Annotated in this window: 7 protein-coding genes; 2 read left to right on the plus strand and 5 right to left on the minus strand. The window is 66.1% G+C overall.

The genetic code is table 11. From position 1 onward, the window contains the following. Positions 1-4: 4 nt before the first annotated feature. On the plus strand, positions 5-358 hold the full coding sequence (locus FHW84_RS12780) for a hypothetical protein (RefSeq protein ID WP_167256065.1): 354 nt from the start codon (positions 5-7) through the stop codon (positions 356-358). 13 nt (positions 359-371) lie between these two features. Further along, positions 372-728: a hypothetical protein gene (locus FHW84_RS12785; protein ID WP_167256067.1), complete on the plus strand. Its 357-nt coding sequence runs from the start codon at positions 372-374 to the stop codon at positions 726-728. 661 nt (positions 729-1,389) lie between these two features. On the opposite strand, the gene FHW84_RS12790 is transcribed toward FHW84_RS12785, so the two are convergent. The 5 genes from FHW84_RS12790 to FHW84_RS12810 all read right to left on the minus strand — a co-directional run bounded on the left by FHW84_RS12790 (position 1,390) and on the right by FHW84_RS12810 (position 17,764). Beyond that, positions 1,390-3,195, minus strand: coding sequence for a bifunctional sulfate adenylyltransferase/adenylylsulfate kinase (locus tag FHW84_RS12790; protein ID WP_167256069.1), 1,806 nt, complete (start codon positions 3,193-3,195; stop codon positions 1,390-1,392). Between the two features lie 66 nt (positions 3,196-3,261). Next, entirely contained in the window at positions 3,262-15,687 is a 12,426-nt protein-coding gene (locus FHW84_RS12795) for an autotransporter-associated beta strand repeat-containing protein (protein WP_167256071.1), read from the minus strand. 39 nt (positions 15,688-15,726) lie between these two features. Next, the gene (locus FHW84_RS12800; RefSeq protein ID WP_167256073.1) at positions 15,727-16,107 is read right to left on the minus strand and encodes a hypothetical protein; all 381 of its coding nucleotides are present in this window, start codon (positions 16,105-16,107) and stop codon (positions 15,727-15,729) included. Between the two features lie 146 nt (positions 16,108-16,253). Next, positions 16,254-17,141 carry a sulfotransferase gene (locus FHW84_RS12805; protein WP_243868094.1) on the minus strand — a complete coding sequence of 296 codons (888 nt, stop codon included), beginning with the start codon at positions 17,139-17,141 and terminating at the stop codon, positions 16,254-16,256. Further along, the gene (locus FHW84_RS12810; RefSeq protein ID WP_167256075.1) at positions 17,138-17,764 is read right to left on the minus strand and encodes a response regulator transcription factor; all 627 of its coding nucleotides are present in this window, start codon (positions 17,762-17,764) and stop codon (positions 17,138-17,140) included. The genes FHW84_RS12805 and FHW84_RS12810 overlap by 4 nt, the downstream gene beginning before the upstream one ends. Positions 17,765-18,189: the final 425 nt, after the last annotated feature.

The following is an 18,189-nucleotide window of genomic DNA, read 5'->3' on the forward strand; positions in this document are numbered from 1 at the left end:
TTTGATGCCTACTTTCGACAAACGTGAAATTGCCCGTGCCGCTGAGCCTGTTAGCAGTGATGAACTAGCTATCGGCGACACCTACTTCTCCGTCACATATGCCGATGAAGACATGAAAATCCCACTAATGGAATCCATGACGTTTATCGGAAAAAACTTAGGTGATCATGACGAGACTGAAACCCTATACTTTCAAGATGCGGAGTCATACAGAGAAGGAATTCGCCTTTCTGATGACCCCGAACCTGGAAGTTGCAACTTCTTTTTCTGCGGTCCGGACCAACTCGATGCCATATTCGACTTTGAGCGAGCCTTAGAAGAGCTAATGAGGTGCTCTCTCCGAAGAGCAGCAACCTGACTGGGTGCGATTGATGATCACTTTCGATAAGCGCGAACTTCCGTTGGCAGCGGACCCAGTCAGAATCAATGAACTGAAAATTGGCGATACATATTTCAAGATCGCCTATATCGATGAAGATATGACCATTCCGTTGATCGAATCGATCGTCTTTATCGGACTTAATTTGGATAATGATGACGAGGAGGACATCCTTTACTTCCAAGACATGGAATCCTATCGATCTGGGATTCGCCTCTCCGACACCGACCTGGATCCTGATGCCGCGATGTTTTACGCGACCCAAGCAGATGCGCTCCAGGCAACGTTCCACTTTGAAGGGGCACTCGAAGAGCTAATGAGATGCTCCATTCGCCGAAAGAATAGGTGAGTGTGAGTGGCCTAGCCGAGAGGGCGGCCATGGCCACATTCTTCGTTCATAATGCCGCGCATGCAACCGCCAACGACTAGAACGATTGGCGCACGCAAGCCGCCTTGCACCGTCAAACCTAATGACGATCACTTTTGAACAGCGCGCGTTACCCATGTATGCGCAGTACGTCAACAATGACAAGTTGGTCATTGGCGAGACCTACTTTCATGTCTCGTACGTCGATCAAGACATGCTAATACCCACGGTAAGCTCACTGGTCTTCCTCGGAAGGAATTTGGACAATGACGAAGTAAATACCCTCTACTTCCAGGACGCGGACTCCTACTTTGCGGGGTTGCGAATCACCGACAAGGAGCCCTATCCCCATAGCATGCAGCTCGAAAGTTTTCCCGAAGATAGCCCTTCGGTCTTTGAGTTCGAGTACGCACTCGAATGCCTTATGCTCTGCTCCCTTCGTCGAAAGCAGTAATGCCTTATGCTCGCCGCTCGTACCACGGCTATTGGCCGACGCGGGTAGCAAGCCTTCATGGCATCGGCGCTGACTAACCAAAGGAAAGGCGCTCTATGGATGATATAAGGCGAACTCAATTGCTCCTGCAATGAACCCTCGCGGAGACCTTGGATCGAACCCGAGAATCCAACCGCTCACCCGAGCGAATCATCCCGGCCTGACCCGACTATTTCCATCCTTCAAGTCTCGATAACAAAAAGTCATCAACCACCCCTTCTCCACGAGCGCCGCAAAAACATCTCCAGCTAGCTGCTGCGCCGGAGCCGCGCCGGCATCGACTTTCAGTGCTGGCTTCTCCGGCACTTCGTAAGGCGAGCTTACTCCCGTGAAATGAGGCAGCCGGCCCGACCTCGCTAATGCATAAAGCCCTTTGGCATCACGCGATTCGCAGACCTCGATATTCGTCGACACATGGACCTCCAGATGATTTCCATGCGCCTCGATCATTTTTCTGGCCTGCTCCCGTGCGTCCGCATAAGGCGAGACCAGTGCGCAAATGGCGATGCCGCCATGCTTTGCGATCTCGCCGGCCACATAGGCGACTCGCAATACGTTGGCCAGCCTGTCTTCGCGAGAGAAGCCAAGGCCGGCTGAAAGGTGTCTGCGCACATCGTCCCCGTCGAGGATGCTGACGGTGCGGTCCGTGTGCTCCATCAGCAAGGCGGCGAGCGCCTTGGCTATGGTGGACTTGCCTGCACCGGGCAGGCCGGTGAGCCAAACGACGATTCCTTGCCGCGCGCGCGGACGGATGGAGTCGCGCAGAATGGCGACGACCTCTGGGAAACTGAACCAGCCGGGCACCTCTTCCCCGCCGGCCAGACGCTGGCGGAATTCGGTTCCGCTGATCGCCTGAGCGACATCTCCCTCGCCTATTTCATCGGCGGTGACGTGGATACCTCGATTGGCGGCATAGACCATCTCCTGGTACGGAAGGATGTGCATCCCGAGTTCATCGGCATACGTCAGCACCAGGGCTTGGGCCTCATAGGGCCCGTAGTATGGCTTGCCGTTCGCGTCCCGGCCTGGGCCGGCATGGTCGCGTCCGACGATGAAGTGCGTGGCGCCGTAGTTCTTGCGAATGATGGCGTGCAACAGCGCTTCGCGCGGTCCGCCCATGCGCATCGCCAGCGGGAGCAGCGACAACCTGATGTTGGCGTCGCCGTAGTACGGCAGCACGGCCTGGTAGCAACGCACGCGGGTGACATGGTCCACATCGCCTGCACGAGTGCGGCCAATCGCGGGTTGCAGCAACAGCCTTGCGCCGGTCTCGGACATGGCGCGCATGGTCAGTTCGAAATGAGCGCGGTGCAGCGGATTGCGAGTCTGAAAGGCGACCACGCTGTGCCATCCGTTGGCATCGAACCATGCACGCAGACTGCGCGGCGTATCGCGCAAGGTGGCGAAATCGGCATGCGCCGGCAGCTGAATGCCGCGAATCCGGCCGCCAAGACAGACCTTCCCTGCCCTGTTGAGCACTTCCGCCGCGCCGGGATGGCCGGTGTCGAGCGTGCCGAACACGCGCAAGGCCTCGTGCCTGTTATCCGGGCGAAACACATCTTCCACCGCCATGACCGCCAGCGGCGTGCCATCGCTGTCGCGCAGGACGACTTCATGGCCCGGGTGCATGCCATCCGCCACGCCCGCGTCGACATCGAGGGTGATCGGCATCGGCCACAAGCTGCCGTCGGCCAGGCGCATGGTTTCGACCACGCTCCGGTAGTCGTCGCCGTTCATGAAACCTTGCAATGGCGAGAAGCCGCCATTGAGAAGAAGCTCGAGGTCGCAAAGCTGACGATCATCGAGCGTTATCGCGGGCAGCGCCGCGCTGCGTTTACGCAGCGCGGCGGCTTCGTCCTGCGCAAGCAGCGGTTCGACGAGTAGACCCCCATGTGGCGGATTCGGATGGGGGCGGGATAGCGCCCTATGGTCTGCCACTGTGTCCAGCTCGTTCACCCGTCCCCCTGCGCAGCACTTCTCTTCCCGATCTCCCTGCCGAGCCTCTGACCGCGGCAGCGTGCCTCACCAACGCACCCGTACACCCACGTTGGCCGACTCTTCCCGATACTTGCTGCCGCCAAGCTCGCGGCTGGCCGACAATACGCCAAACAGACTCACGCTGGTATTGAGCCTGGCTTCCACGCCTGCGTCCAGGCGCGCCGTGGTGCCAAGATCCTGGTTGGGCAACAGCATGGAGTTTCCACCCACCCCAGGCTCGACGACCTGCAGGCTGTCGGTCGCCTGATTGAGTGTCCTGAGTACGGTAAGCGTCATCCATGGCCGGATCATCGCACCGCGATCGGTGGTGAATACGCGCTCCATGCGCAAACCGGTGCTGGCCGTGCCCATCCAATGGTTCGCGAAAATCAGCTCCCGCTGGTTATTGTCGACCATGCTGTTCCAGTGCACCTGGGTGGCCGCCAGTTTGGCGAACGGCTCGAGGGTCCAGCCGCTGTCCAGACGGTAACGGTGCCCGGCTTTCGCGCTGACGGTCACGCTGCCGCCACTGAGCGATTGGGTAAAGCCATCGGGGGTGCGAATGCGCGCGCGGGCGCGCTGGCCGCTCACCACGGTGTCCAGATAGCTGCCGTCGTTCCAATAGAGGCTGCCGTACCAGCCGGCCACCGGCGTATCCAGGCGGATGCCGGCCTTGCCGATACCCGGCAGGCCGGTCGAGTTGCTTCCGGTGGTCCAGTAGTTGCCGTGCAGGTAGCCCACGAAGGCACCGATGCGGCCCGTTCCGCTGCTGTCCGAGCCCACGTAGTCGTAACCGACATACATGCCCACGTCGCTGCCGGACGTGGCGACGCCGGGATCGGCGCCCAGGTCCGTGCTGCTGGCGGTGGCCGCGACCCAGAAGCCATGGCAGTCGTCGATGAAGCGCGTATCGGCCTGCTCGGTGTCGCGCTGCTCCGGCTTGTTGCCGCACAGCGGGCGCTCGGTGCTGCGCATGCCAGCCAGGCGCTGATGCACCAGGTCGTCGTTCTGCCGCGCCATCAGCGCGCCCAACGTCGGCAGCACGGCATAGGCGGGCAGTTCGGGCAGCAGGCCGGACTGGGCCTGCAGATACCAGTTCTGGTCGCTCTGCTGGCCGAAGCTCCACGGAAACGCGCTGCCGCCCAGCCGTACCGCGCCATCAACCGTGTTCGCCGGCACGAAGCTTCCCGGCGTAGCCGGATTGTCGTGCGGGCTGGAGATCACCAGGATCGACACCTTGCCCGCACCGGAAAGCTTGCTGCCGTCGCTGCCGAAGGCGATGCGGGTCACGCCGCTGACGTCGCCGCCGACGTCCAGGCCGCCGGACTTCAGGGTTTCCGCCGATACGTCCAACTGCAAGGTGCCGTTCTTGGCGACGTAGTCACCGCTGATTGGCAGGCGGCTGCTGCCCACGTCGATCAGGCCGGCGTTCTCGATGCTACCGCCGAAGGACGCGCCGGTGCGGGCGAGCAGCTTGGAGCTGCCGTCGATCGCCAGTGTGCCGCCGCCCAGGTTCAGTGGCGCGCTCAGGCTCAGGCTGCTGGCATCGAGCAGCTCCATGCGCTCCCAGCCGCTCAGCGCGGGCAGCTTGGCGCTATCCAGCGTCAAGCCGCTGAAGCTGAGGCGATCCGTGCCGCCGCCGCCATGGAGTGCGGTGACGCCGCTGATGTCGCCGCCGACGAAGGACACGCTATCGTTGCCGGCGCCGAAGTCGAAGGCGCCGCGCACCGTGCCCATCGAAGTGAAGCTGTCGTCGCCGCTGGTGCCGCCGTACTTGCCTTCGACCTGCAGCGTCGCGCCGGCAGCCACCGTGGTGGCTTGCGCGGTGATGCTGCCGCCGGCCGTCACATCGAGCACGCCTGCGCGCACATTCACCGCGGTGAGGTCCGAGCTGGCCGGGCCATTGACGTTGAGCACGCCGGCGCCGGTCTTGCTCAGCGTCTCGAAGCCCTGCACCGCACCCAGGTCGGCGACAGTGGCGATGTCGGCGTTGAAGGTGTCGTTGCCGGCGCCCGCGGCCACCGTGCCGATGATGCGGGTGTGGTCATGGATGGTCAGCGTGTCGTCGCCGTCGCCGAGCGCCAAGCTGCCGCCGGCGGTATCGAGCGTGCCGGCCACGTCGAGCACGTCGTTGCCTGCACCAAGGTCGCCGGTGGCGCGCAGGGTGGCGCCCTCGCCCACCGTCACCGTATTGGTGCCGGCGCTGCCGCTCAGCACGGTGGCGGTAGCGCCCGCGTTCTGCACGGTGCCGTTGACGTTGAGCGTGGTGCCGTCGGCCAGGGCCACGGTGGGCGTTTCCAGTTGGCCGGCGACGGTCAGCGTGCCGCCGTTGATGGCGCTGCCGCCGGTGAAGCTCTGGCTGCCGGTAAGCGTGGCTTCGCCGGCGCTGTCCTTGCGCAGGAATTCAAAGTTGATCGTGCGCGAGGCATCGAAGCTCAGCGCGCCGGTGTTGTCGAGCACCACCGTATCGCCGAGGTTGTGGCCGCCGCCGCTGATGGTGTTGTCGAGCACCGCGCCATCTTTCAGCGTAAGCACGTCGTCGCCGCCGCACAGGTCGATGCTGCCGGAGCCTGCGACCGTGCCGGCCACGGTCATGTGGTCCGCGCTGTCGCCGCAGCCGAAGTGGCCATCCACCTTCAAGGTGGCGCTGGCCGCCACCACGGTGTCGAGCGGCCCCCCGGCGATGGCGGCCACGGTGGCACCCGTGGCGATGTTCAAGATGCCGCCGAGCACGTTGACCTGCTGCAGGTTGGTAGTGGCCGGGCCGTTGATATTGAGCACGCCCGTGCCCGTCTTGGTCACGCCCTCGAAGTTGACCAGGGCGCCGAGGTCGGCCGCCAGGTTGATGTCGTAGACGCGCGTGTCGAAGCCCGCGCCGCCGTCCACCGTGCCCTGCACCATCGTGCCGTCGTGCACTACGAAGCTGTCGTCGCCATCGCCCAGCGCGAAGACGCCGCCCGCCGTATCGAGCGTGCCGCGCACGTCGAGCACGTCATTGCCCGCGCCGAGATCACCCGTGGCAAGCGCGGTGCCGGTGATCGCGACCGTATTGACGCCGGCGCTGCCGGTAATGGCGCTCGCCGTGCCGCTGCCCGCATCGAGCGTGCCGGTGATGCTCAGCGTGGTGTCGTCGCTCATCGCGACGCCCGGCGTGTGCAGGCTGCCATTTACCAGCAGCTGGCCGCCGCCGAGCGTGGTGCCGCCGCTGAAGTTCTGGTTGCCCACCAGGGTGGCGGTGCCGCTGTTGGTCTTGTCGAGGAACTGGAAGTTGGTGACGGTGCCGTTGCCGAAGCTCAGCGCCTGCGCGTTGTCGAGCATCACCGTGTTGCCGGTGCCGTACGCACCGCCGTCGAGGGTGCCGGTAAAGCCGCTCATGTCGGCGCCGTCGCGCAGGGTCAGCACGTCGTCACCGGCGCCGAAGGCGATGCTGCCGCTGCCGCTGAGCGCGCCGGCGAGGGTCATGCTGTCGTTGCCGGCCGAACCGCTGAAGCTGCCGTCGACCTGCAGGGTCGCGCCGTTGGCCACGGTGGTCGTGACTACGCCACTGAGGTTGCCGGCCGCGCCGACGTCCAGCGTGCCGCCATCGACGTGGACCGTGGTGAAGGCCGAAGGGGCCGGGCCGGCGACGGTCAAGGTGCCCGTATTGGTCTTGCTCAGCGTCTCGAAGTCGATGGCGCCACCGAGCACGGCCTGCCCGGCCAGGTCGGCGACGAAGGTGTCGTTGCCTGCCCCGCCGCTGACCGGCGTGGCCAGGCCCGACAGGTCGGCGCCGTCCTTGATGGTGAACGTGTCGTCGCCGTCGCCGAGGTTGATCGTGCCGCTGCCGAGCACGGTGCCGGCGACGGTGAAGCTGTCCGCGCCGCTGGTCCCCAGGTAGCTGCCGCCATTGGCCAGCTCCAACGTCGCGCCGGCAAGGATGTCCGTATTGACGGCGCTGACGCTGCCTGCACCGCTCACGCGCAGCACGCCTTGGTTGACGTTGACGTCGATGAAGTTCGACGTCCCCTGGATCTCCAAGGTGCCCTGCCCGGACTTGCCCAGCGATTCAAAGCCCAGCAGGCTGCCCAGCGGCGCGGTGTGGCCGCCGCTGATGTTGACGTCCAGCGTGTCGTTGCCGGCGCCGCCGTCGATCGTGGCGCCGGCGGTATTGGTGGTGTCGAACACCTTGAAGGTGTCGTCGCCCGCGCCCAGCGAGAACACGCCGCCCTGGGTCTGCAGCGTACCGGCCACGCTGAGCACGTCGTTGCCGTCACCCAGGTCGCCGGTGGCGACCAGCAGCGCGCCGGCGGCCACGTTGACGGTGTTGACGCCGCTGCTGCCGGTGATCGCCGCGGCCGTGCCCGCGCCGCCGTCGAGCTGGCCGTCCACATTGAGCACGGTGCCATCGGCCATGGCGACCGTCGGTGTGTCGAGCTGTCCCGCCACGGTCAGCGTGCCGTTGTTGAGCAGCGTGCCGCCGGTGTAGGACTGGGTACCGGTGAGGGTCGCCTCGCCGGTGTTGTCCTTCTGCAGGATCTCGAAGTTGGCGACGCGGCCCGCATCCAGTGTCATGGCGCCGGCGTTGTTGAGCACGACCTTGTCGCCCGTGCCGGCGTCGCCGTCGATCGGCTGCGCCAGGCCGGCCAGGTTCGCGCCGTCGTTGAGGACCAGCGTGTCGTCGCCGCCGCACAGATTGATGGTGCCGCTGCCGGAGACGGTGCCCGACACGTTCATGGTGTCGTTGCCGGCGCCGCAGCCGTAGCTGCCATCCACGTTCAAAGTGGCGCCGCCGGCGACGGTGGTGGTCAGTGGGCTGCCCGCAGCGGCTTCGATGCTGGCGCCCGCGGCCACGTTCAGCGTGCCACCGAGCACCTGCACCTCCTGCAGCGCGGTGGCGCCCGGCCCGGCGACGTTGAGCGTGCCGGCGCCGGTCTTGGTCACGCCCTCGAAGTTGAGCAGCGCGCCAAGGGTCGCGACGCCGTTGATGTCGTAGGTGCGCGTATCCAGGCCGGCACCGCCATCGACGGTGCCCACCACCGTGGTGCCGTCGTGCACCACGAAGTTGTCGTTGCCGTCGCCCAGCGAGAACACGCCGCCGCCGGTATTGAGCGTGCCGGTGACGTCCAGCGTGTCGACGCCGGCGCCCAGGTCGCCGGTCGCCAGCAGAAGGCCGCCGCTGCCCACGGAGACGGTGTTGCTGCCGGCATCGCCGCTGATCAGCGTGGGCGTGCCGGTACCCGCATCGACGCTCCCGTCGACCTGGAGCGTAGTGCCGCCCGCCACGCTCACGGTGGGCGTGTGCAATGTCCCCGCCACGTTCAGCGTGCCGCCGCTGAGCGTGGCACCGCCCGTGAAGGTATGGGTTCCGGTCAGCGTGGCGGTGCCACTGTTGATCTTCTGCAGCAGCTCGAAGTTGCTCGTGCGGCTGGCGTCGAAGGTCGATGTGCCGGCCGCGTCCAGCACCAGCGTGTCGCCGGTGCCGGTGCCGCCGCTGATCGTGTTGTTGAGCACGGCGCCATCCTGCAAGGTCAGCGTGTCGTTGCCGCCGCACAGGTCGATGGTGCCGCTGCCCGAGACGGTGCCGGCCACGGTCATGCTGTCGTCGCCGGCGCTGCAGCCGTAGCTGCCGTCCACGTTGAGGGTGGCGCCCGCAGCCACGGTGGTGGTCAGCGGAATGCCGGGGCTGCCCACCACGCTGCCGGCCGCGGTCACGTTCAAGGTGCCGGTCTGCACGTTGACGGCGTTGAAGTCCGAGCTCAGCGGGCCATTGATGTTCAGTACGCCCGTGCCCGTCTTGGCCAGCGTCTCAAAGCCTTGCACCGCACCGAGGTTGGCCACCGTGTCGATATGCGTGTCGAAGGTGTCGTTGCCCGCCCCTGCGGACACGGTGCCGATGATGTTGGTGTTGTCGTGGATGGTCAGGGTGTCGTTGCCCGCGCCGAGCGCCAACGTGCCGCCGCCGGTGTTGAGCGTGCCGGCGACGTCCAGCACGTCGCTGCCGTCGCCCAGGTCGCCGCTGGCCAGCAGCGTGCCACCCGCGCCGACACTCACCGTGTTGCTGCCGGCACTGCCGGTCAGCACCGACGGGTTGCCGCCCGCCGCCTGCACGGTGCCGTCCACGTTCAAGGTCGTGCCGTCGGCCAGGCTGATGGACGGCGTGGTCAGATTGCCTTCGACATCCAGCGTGCCCTGGTTGATCGCGGTGCCGAGGGTGAAGGTCTGCGTGCCGGTCATGGTGGCCGTGCCGGTGTTCTGCTTGACCAGGTTGCCGAAGCCGGACGTCTGGTTGCCGTTGAAGCTCAGCGCGCCGGCGTTGTCCAGCACCAGCTGGTTCACGCCGGTGCCGCCATCGACGCCTACGCCGGCGAGCGTCGCGCCGTCGCGCAGGGTCAGCACATCGTTGCCGTCGCCCAAGCTGAGCGCGCTGGCGCCGGTGTCCAACGTGCCCGCCACGGTCACGGCGTCGCTGCCGTCGCCGAGGCTGCCATTGGCGCGCAGTACGCCGCCGCTGTTGATCAGGACGGTGTTGCTGCCACCGCTGCCGCTGAGCGTGGCAGGCGCCGCGCCCGCTGCCTGGACCGTGCCGTCGACATTGAGCAGCGTGTTGTCGGCCATCGTCAGGGTCGGCGTGGTCAGCGTGCCGTCCACGTCCAGCGTGCCGCCCTGCACCGCGGTGCCGGCGCTGTAGGCCTGCGCGCCGGTCAGGGTGAGCACGCCGCCGTTCTGCTTGGTCAGTTGCTCGAAGCCGCTGACGCCCGCACCGCTGAAGACGTACGGGTTGGCGTTGTCGATCACCAGCTGGTCGGTGCCGGCGCCGGCGTCCACGCCCGTGCCGGCGATCGAGGCGCCATCGTGCAAGGTCATCACGTCATTGCCGTTGCCGAGGCTCAGCGTGCCCGTGCCGGTGTTGAGCTGGCCGGTGAGATTGAGCGCATCGCTGCCGTCGCCCAGGTCGCCGCTGGCCAGCAGCGTGCCGCCGCCGTTGACGGTGATGCTCTGGTTGCCGGCGTCGCCGCTGATCGCGGCGGGCGCGGGACCGGCGGCCTGCACCGTGCCGTTGACGGTCAATGCCGAGGTGCCGGTCATGCCGATGGTCGGCGTGGTCAACCCGCCATTCACCTGCAGCGTACCGGCGCTGATCGTCGTCGCGCCGATCTGGTTGGCCGCCGAGGTCAGCACGCTGGTGCCAGAACCCACCTGAGCTAACGTGCCGGGACCGCTCAGCGTGCCGCTGAAGGTAAAGGTGTCGCTGCGATTGAGCGACAGCGTGGAGGTGGGCGAATCCACGATCACGTTGCCCGCGCCCGCGTTGCCGGTGGTGCCGCCATTACCGATCATCAGATTGCCGTTGTTGATGACGGTATTGCCGGTGTAGGTGTTGTTGCCGGTAAGGACCCAGGTGCCGCTGTCGTTCTTGGCCAGCGTGGTCTTGCCGGTGCCGTTGTCGCCGATGGCGCCACCCATCGTGTTGGCGCCGGTGTTGGTGCCGCCCAGGGCGATGGTGCGGGTCGCATTGGTGCCGAGCAGCGCGACCGCGCCGGTGTTGGTGAACTGCAGCGCGCCGGTGCCGGAGGACTCGATGTAGGTAACGCCCGTGTCCAGCGTGAACTGGCGGTCGCTGGTGTCGCCCGCGCCGGTATAGCGCAGCGTCGAGCCGTTGCCGATCACCAAGTTGGCCGCGGCGCTGGACGAGGCGCCGATGCTGCTGGCCTGCCCACCGTTGGCCATCTGGTCGACGCTGAGCACGCCGCCGTTGATGCGGGTGATGCCGGTGTAGGTGCTGTTGGCATTGGTCAGGCGCCAGGTGCCGGTGCCGGTCTTGGTTAGCGAGGTGACGCCCGCGCCGTTGTTGTCCAGTTGCGCGGCCAGCAGGTTGTAGCCGGTATTGCTGCCGGTCAGGGTCAGCGTGCGCGCGGTGTTCGCGCCGGCCAGCGTCACCGGCGCGGCGCTGGTGAATTCGACGATGCCGGTGCCCGAGGCATCCAGCGTGCCGCCGCTGGTGCCCAGGGTGAACTGGCGATCGGTGCTGCTGCCGGTGCCGACATAGCGCAGCGTGCCATTGATCGAAAGATTGGCCGGCGCGGCGCTGGAGGCGCCGATCGAGCTGTTCACGCCGCCGTTGTTCAGGCAGTTCACCGTCAGCACGCCGGCATTGATGGCGGTGCTGCCGGTATAGCTGTTGTTGCAGCCGGACAGTATCTGCGTGCCGGCACCGTTCTTGATCAGGCTGCCGGTGCCGCTGATCGCGCCGGCGTAGGTCTGGCCCAGGCCGTCCCTGATCGTCAGCGTGCCCGTGCCCATCGCGATGTTGCCGCCGGCGGCGCCGCCGCCGATCAGCGCGCCCGCGTTGGCATTGAAATTGTTCATGTCCAGCAGGGCGCCGGCGGTATTGTCCAGCCAGAAGGAATTGGTGCTGCCGAAAGCCGTGGCCGAACCCGCGCGCAGCGTGCCGCCTCTGACGCGGGTGTTGTTGGTGTAGGTGTTGTTGCCGGACAACACCAGCGTGCCGGCGTTGTCCTTGTACAACTCGCCGCCGCCGACGACCTGGCCGCTGAAACCGAGCGTGGTGCCGCTGACCACGTCGATGACGCCATAGCCGGCCAGATTGAAGCCGCGATCGATGCTGACGGTGCCGCCGGTGTAGTTCAGATTGCCGTTGGTGAAGGTCAGATTGGCCGACGCGCTGCTGGACGCACCGATGCCGCTGGCCGCGCCGCCGTTGGCCAGGCAGTTCACGGTCAGGGTCGCGCCCTGCAAGTTGGTGGCGCCGGTATAGGTGTTGTTGCAGCCGTTGAAGGTCTGGTTGCCGCCGTCGGTGCGCCAGACGCCACCGGTACCGCTGATCACGCCCGAGTAATTGCCGTTGCCGGAGACGATGCGCAGCGTGCCTGAACCGAGCGTCACGTTGCCGCCGTTGGCGCCGCCGCCGTTGAGCGGACCGATCATGTTGTTGAAGTTGTTGAGGTCCAGCAACACGCCAGCGGTATTGGCCAGGTTGGTAGGCGAACCGGTAAAGCCACCGAGCGCGTTGGCCGCGCCGGCACGCAGGATGCCGTTGTTGACGGTGTTGCCGCCGGTGTAGGTGTTGGCGCCGCTGAGCACTAGGGTGCCGGCGCCGTTCTTGGTCAGTGAGCCGGCGCCCACGATGACGCCGCTGTCGGTCAGCGTCGTGCCCGCCGCAGTCACGTCGACGATGCCGCCGCTGCTGCCCAGGGTGAAGCCGCGGTTGGTGCTGGCGGTGGCGCCGGTGTACTGCAGGCCACCGCCATTCAAGACGAGGTTGGCCGAGGCGCTGCCGCCTGCACCGATGCTGCTCGCCTGCCCGCCGTCGGCCAGGGTCGTAGCGCCGAGCAGGCCGCCGCTGACGGTGACGATGCCGGTGAAGGCATTGGCGGGATTGGCCAGGGTCAGCGTGCCGGGGCCGCTCTTGAGGAAGTTCGCACCGTCCGGGCTGCTCACCAGTCCGCTGAAGGTCAGGTTGGCGGCCGCGTTGGTCACCTGCACCCCGCTTTCGATGATGGCGCCGGACTTGGCGAAGGTGAAGCCGCGGTCGCTTGTGTCCCCGGTGCCGGTGTAGCTGAGCGTGGCGCCTTCCAGTGCCAGGTTCGACGGCGCGGCGGACGAGGCGCCAATGCCGCTGGCCACGCCGCCGTTCTTAATGCTGCTCACCGCCAGCGTGCCCTGCGCTACGCGTGTGGCGCCGGTATAGGTATTGCCGGTATTGCTCAGCGTTACCAGGCCGGTGCCGGCCTTGACGAAGCCCGTGCCCGTGCCGTTGTCGACGATCTGCGAGGCGATGGTGAAATTGCCGGTGCTGTTCTGCTGCACGGCCAGGTCACCGCCGCTGGCGCCGGTCATCATGCCGCCGGTGATCAGCTGATTGGTGTTCGCCACCGTCGGCGCCACGATGATGGTGCCGTCCACGCCCAAGGTCTGGCCGGGGCTCACCGTGACCGTGGTGGACTTGGGCACCGTGTAGCGCAGGCCCGCCAGTTGCTTGGTGCCCGTCACGGTGCCGAAGAAACCGGTGGCATCGGTGATGTACTCGTTGTTCAACCAGTTGGCGGCGTTGTCCTTGTTGGTGTAGTCCAGCGGCGCGAACGCCGTGATCTTGCCGCCCACCACCTTGGCGTAGTCGGTGCCGTTGACGGTGGCCCAGCCGCCCAGCGTCGTGTTGGTGGTGGTGATGCTGCCGCTGGTCGGCAGGTTGAAGTTGATCAGTCCGCCGGTGCGATTGATCGCCCCCAGGTTCACGGTCAGGCTGCCGCCGGTGCCGGATTTGGCGTCGATGGTGTTGTTGCTGGCGGTGACGTTGAGGCCGTTGAAGGTCTGCGTATCGCTTTCGCCCGCCGCGCCGACGATGTTGAGCCGGCCGCCGACCATATTGAGCGTGGAACTGCTGCTGACGATGTTGCTGGTCGGGCCGCCGGCGGGGCTGAAGTCCAGCGCAAGCACGCCGCCGCCGATGGTGGTGGCGCCGGTGTAGGTATTGGCGCCGGTCAGCGTCTGCGTGCTGGCACCCAGCTTGGTGAGCCCGCCGGTGCCGGTGATGTTACCGGCGTAGCTTGCCGTGGTGCCTGCGGCGGCCTGCAGAGTGAGCGTGGCGGTGCCCAGGTCCACGACGCCGCCCGTACCGGCGAGTGTGTTGAAGCTGCGGTCGAAATCGTTGAAGTCCAGCGTGCCGCCATTGACCTGCGCGGCGGTGGAGGCGCCGAAGGCGGTGGCCGTGCCGGCGCGCAGCACGCCTGAGTCGACGATGGTCGTGCCGGTATAGGTGTTGGCGCCGGTCAGCGTCCAGCTGGCGCTGCCCGCGCTGCGCAGGTTGCCGGTGCCGGAGATCACGCCCGAAATGAGATTGTCGGCGCCGGTGAAGCTGCCGCCCAGGGTGGCCGTATTGGAGATGCCGACGGTACCGCTCAGGGACAGGGCGCCGGCGCCGTTGCTGTTGAGCGAGCCGTTGGAAATGCCCCAGTTCTTGTTGGTCGATTCGCCGGCGCCGACGTAGGACAGATTGCCGCCGCTGATGGAAACCGACCCGGCGCCTAGCGACCCGGCGACGCCGGCATTGGCGATCAGCGATGCCTCGACCTTGCCGGCGCCACCGATCGACGCCGGGCCGGTGAAGGTGTTGGCGATGCCCAGCCGGACCGTACGCCCCGCGCTGGCGCTGAAGGCGATGCCGCGGGCGTCGTTGGCGCTGATGACGCCCAGCAGCTCCATGTCGGCTGACTGTGCGGCGAAACCGACGGCATGGCCTGCTGCGCCGCCGGCGGCAATGTTGCCGGTCAGCCGCAGCGTGCCGCTGCCTGCGTTGAACAAAGTCGCGGAACCCGCATACGCGCCCGGATTGATCTGCCAGTTGCGGTTGGAGCTGTTGCCGGTACCGGTGTAATAGACCTGGTTCGGTCCGAGGGACTGGCCACCGCCCGGTCCGATGACGATGGTTCCGTTGGCGACCGTGGTCGGGGCGCCGAGCGCGCTCGCCACGCCCAGGTCGGCGATCGAAGTGAAGGCGTTGTAGCTGCCGGACCAGCCCGTCTGCGTAGTGAACCGGGTCTGCCCCTGGTAGTCGTTGGCGTTGTTGGTCAGCGATACGCCGTCGGCGACGCTCAGTCCGCCGGCGCCCGTGTAGCGCACGCCGCCCACGCCGGTGCCGCCAATGCTGGCGATGCCGCCCGTGAGGTTGGCGGTGCGGCTCGACGAAATCATGCCCGTGGACGAGAACGACCGCCCGTTGGCCAGGTAGATCTGGTTGGCCGCATTGCCCAGCGCCGCGTCGCCAATCGCGCCAATGCTGAGGCTGCCACCGATGGCGTTGATGTCGCCGGTGAAGCTGTTCGCGGCATTCAGAACCAGGGCGCCGCCATTGATGGTGATGCCGCCGCCAAAGGTATTGCTTCCATTGAGCGTCAGCGTGCCGGCGCCGCCGGTGATCAATCCGCTGGTGCTGGTGATCGGCGAGGCGATGGTGGTGCTGCCGGTCGTCACCGTGATGGTGGGATTGGTGCCGCCAAGCGTCAGGCTGCCGCCGGTGAGCGAATAGCCCGTGGTCTGGAACGTGAGGTTGTGTACCGTCATCGCCCCGCCCAGCGTCACCGTGCCGGCCGTGCCGCCGAAGTACGCGTCATAGAGCGCGGCGTTGTTCCAGGCGCTGTAGGGCCCGCTGACGCCGTCGTTGTTCGGGCTCCAGAACGCGTTGGTGGTGTTCCAGGTGCCGGTGCCGCCGTAGCCGAGGCTGGTGCCATTGACATCCCAGTAGCGATCCACCGCATGCGCGGGCGCGTGCAGCGCCAGCAGGGCGGCCACGATGCTCAGGCGCAGTGGCCAGAGCGAGTGCTGGCCCGCGGACGCGAGGCGATCGGCCGTGCTGCCGGCAGCTCCAGCGCGCCGGTCAACTTGGGTGCCGGCTTTGCCGTGGCGTGTCGCCAGTTCGGATGCCACCACCCAGGTGTGCAAGGCGCGCGACCAGACGATGCGAAAAACACGATTCATGAGCCCGTTCTCCCCTATTGGCTCCCACGGATGCGCAGGTCAGTCCCGGCGCGTCTTGGCGCGTACGTCCGCGTACGCTGCAGCTCGATCGAGTACGGCAACGAGCGCCCCATGGGCGCTCCAGAATGTTTGTGCGAGCGCATCACCAGCCGGTACGTCGCCCGGCGTGCGCTCGACCGCGGCCAGTGCATCGGCGGCGCAGTCTTCGCCGATGAAGCGACAGCCCCACGCGGTGCGATGGGCCAACTCGCGCACCCGCGCCCATTCGCCGGCGATGGCCGCGTGTTCCATGCGTTGCAGATCGCTGCTGACTGCGTGATGGAACACGCACAGCACCACGCCGACCCGGCAGGCGTCGTGGCCAAGCAAGGCCGCCAACGCCGGATACGCCGGCTTCCCCTCGTGATAGATCGATTCCATCGCCCGCTCCTTGCGCTGTGGGAATCCGCCGGCCGCCGCCCTGCCTCGGATCGCCAGCTTCATGCGCAGGCTAGATTCGGCGCCCGGGTCAAGCTAGTGGGAAAACTCTTAGGGTGGTCGGTCGCCGCCAGCCTGCCCGGCGCCGGTTACACCACGCGCACGCTACGGAGGTTCGACGGCGCATGGCGCCAGAACGCATCGTTCTCGAAGCGCCGGAACAGGTCCGGGGGGAGTACCGTGGCGCGCTCCTGCGCCACCACTTGCCGGCCTACCGCATGCAAACCCGGCATGCCGGTACGCTCGTCGAATTCGCTGGCGTCGAAGTGCACGTTGTCGAAGTCGTGCCGGAACGGCGGCTCGCCGATGAAGTCGTACACCGCCGCCAGGGCCATGGCCGGATCGCGCACCAGGGTTTCGTATTGAAGCAACATCAGGTGCGACGCGTGTTCGCCGAAGAACGCATCCTTCAATGCATTGTAGGCATGGCCCACGATGCCCTCGCCCATGGCGAAGCCTTCGACGCGGTGGTAGACGGTGCCGCCGGTCTGGAAATTGGCCATGAAGGAGGGACGCAGGGCGTTCCTCTGGATCGCTCGTTCCAGGCTGTCGACGATCCAGGAGACGTGACGGACGCAGGCGATCACCTTGAACTCCGGGAAGAGCCGGTTCAATACCGGCAGCTTCGCGCACCAGGTGCGGTTCGTATCGAAAATGACCTGCGCCGTGAACTCGGTGCCGTAGTAGCTGGCGAAGAGGCCGCGCAGCACGCGCTGGCGTTGCTCGTCCGAGATGAAGGCAGCGTATTCGTTGCGATCGCTCATTTCCCCCAGCATGGCGTCGACCATGCCAGCGAGCGGGCTGCTCATATGCGCGTGAAAGCGGGGGTTCTGGCGCAGCAGGGCCGCGAGCAGCGTGGAGCCGGACCTGGGCAGGCCGGAGATGAAGTGAATCGGTTGCATCCCTGTTCCCCTTTCCTTAGCGATGGCTTGGAAGAAGCCCGGCGCGAGCGTATGACACGACGCCACGCCTGTCATTCGACCAGGAAGTCCAGCCCGTGGTGATTGAGGAATGCGCCGATCTCGGCCTTGGAACGCAGGCCGAGTTTCTTGAAGGCGTTGTACTTATGCGTCGAGACGGTCTTGTAGCTGCGCTGGCTGTCGATGGCCAGCGCCTGCATGTTCTCACCCTTGGCCAGCGCGATGATCACGTTGCGTTCGGTCTGGCTGAGACGATGCCAGGGATGATGGCGGGCTGCTTCCACGTCGATCGAAGGATCGACGAAGGTCTGGCCCGCAACCACGGCGTGGATGGCATCGATGGCCACCTGCGGCCCGCTGCATTTGGAGATGTAGGCCGTGGCCCCCTGGTCCAGCGCCGCCAGCGCTACGCAGGGGCTGGTATTGCCGGTGTAGACGATGAGCTTCGGCGAGGCGCTCGTATCGCGCACGGCCTTGAGGAGCGGAATGCCTTTGGGCGATGCCGCCATGTCCGGCTCCAGGATGAGGTAGTCGTAACAGGCTTCCTTCAGGCGCCGCAGCAGTCCGCAAGCACCCCCGGCGGTATCGATGCGGGAAATCCGCTCGCGAAATGCCGCCTGCAGCATTTCGGAAAGCGCCACAAGAATGATGGGATGAGCGTCGGCAATCAGGAACCTCATTGTTCCTCTCCCCCGAAAGACGTGCCTGCAAGGATGTGGTTCGGCGTCACCCCCATGCCCATCCGGAGCACGTGCGTCCCAGCCTGGATCGACCGCACCGATACTTGCTGCGGCGAAATCTTACGGCTGGAACATCGGGTGTCATTCTGCCCTCGGCCATGTCGGAGGTGGATCGTTTCACCCCACCCACAATGGGGGGGCTTCCCCGGAATCGGCCGCCTCAGCTGGATGTCACGCAAGGGTCGAATGTGTGCTTTTTGTGAAAGGGCGCGGCTTTGCGCGAATGCGCCATGGGGTTGGCTTCGGCATACCGTCTCGTAAATTCTTGTCGGCGCGACTTATTATCCGCTCCGGGTCGGCGAGTCCTATTGAAGCTGCCGGATAGCCCGAGAGCGGAACTATGGCCGGAGGCCATACCAAGGGGG

The sequence above is a fragment of the Dyella sp. SG562 genome (assembly GCF_011759495.1).
GTDB lineage: Bacteria > Pseudomonadota > Gammaproteobacteria > Xanthomonadales > Rhodanobacteraceae > Dyella_D > Dyella_D marensis.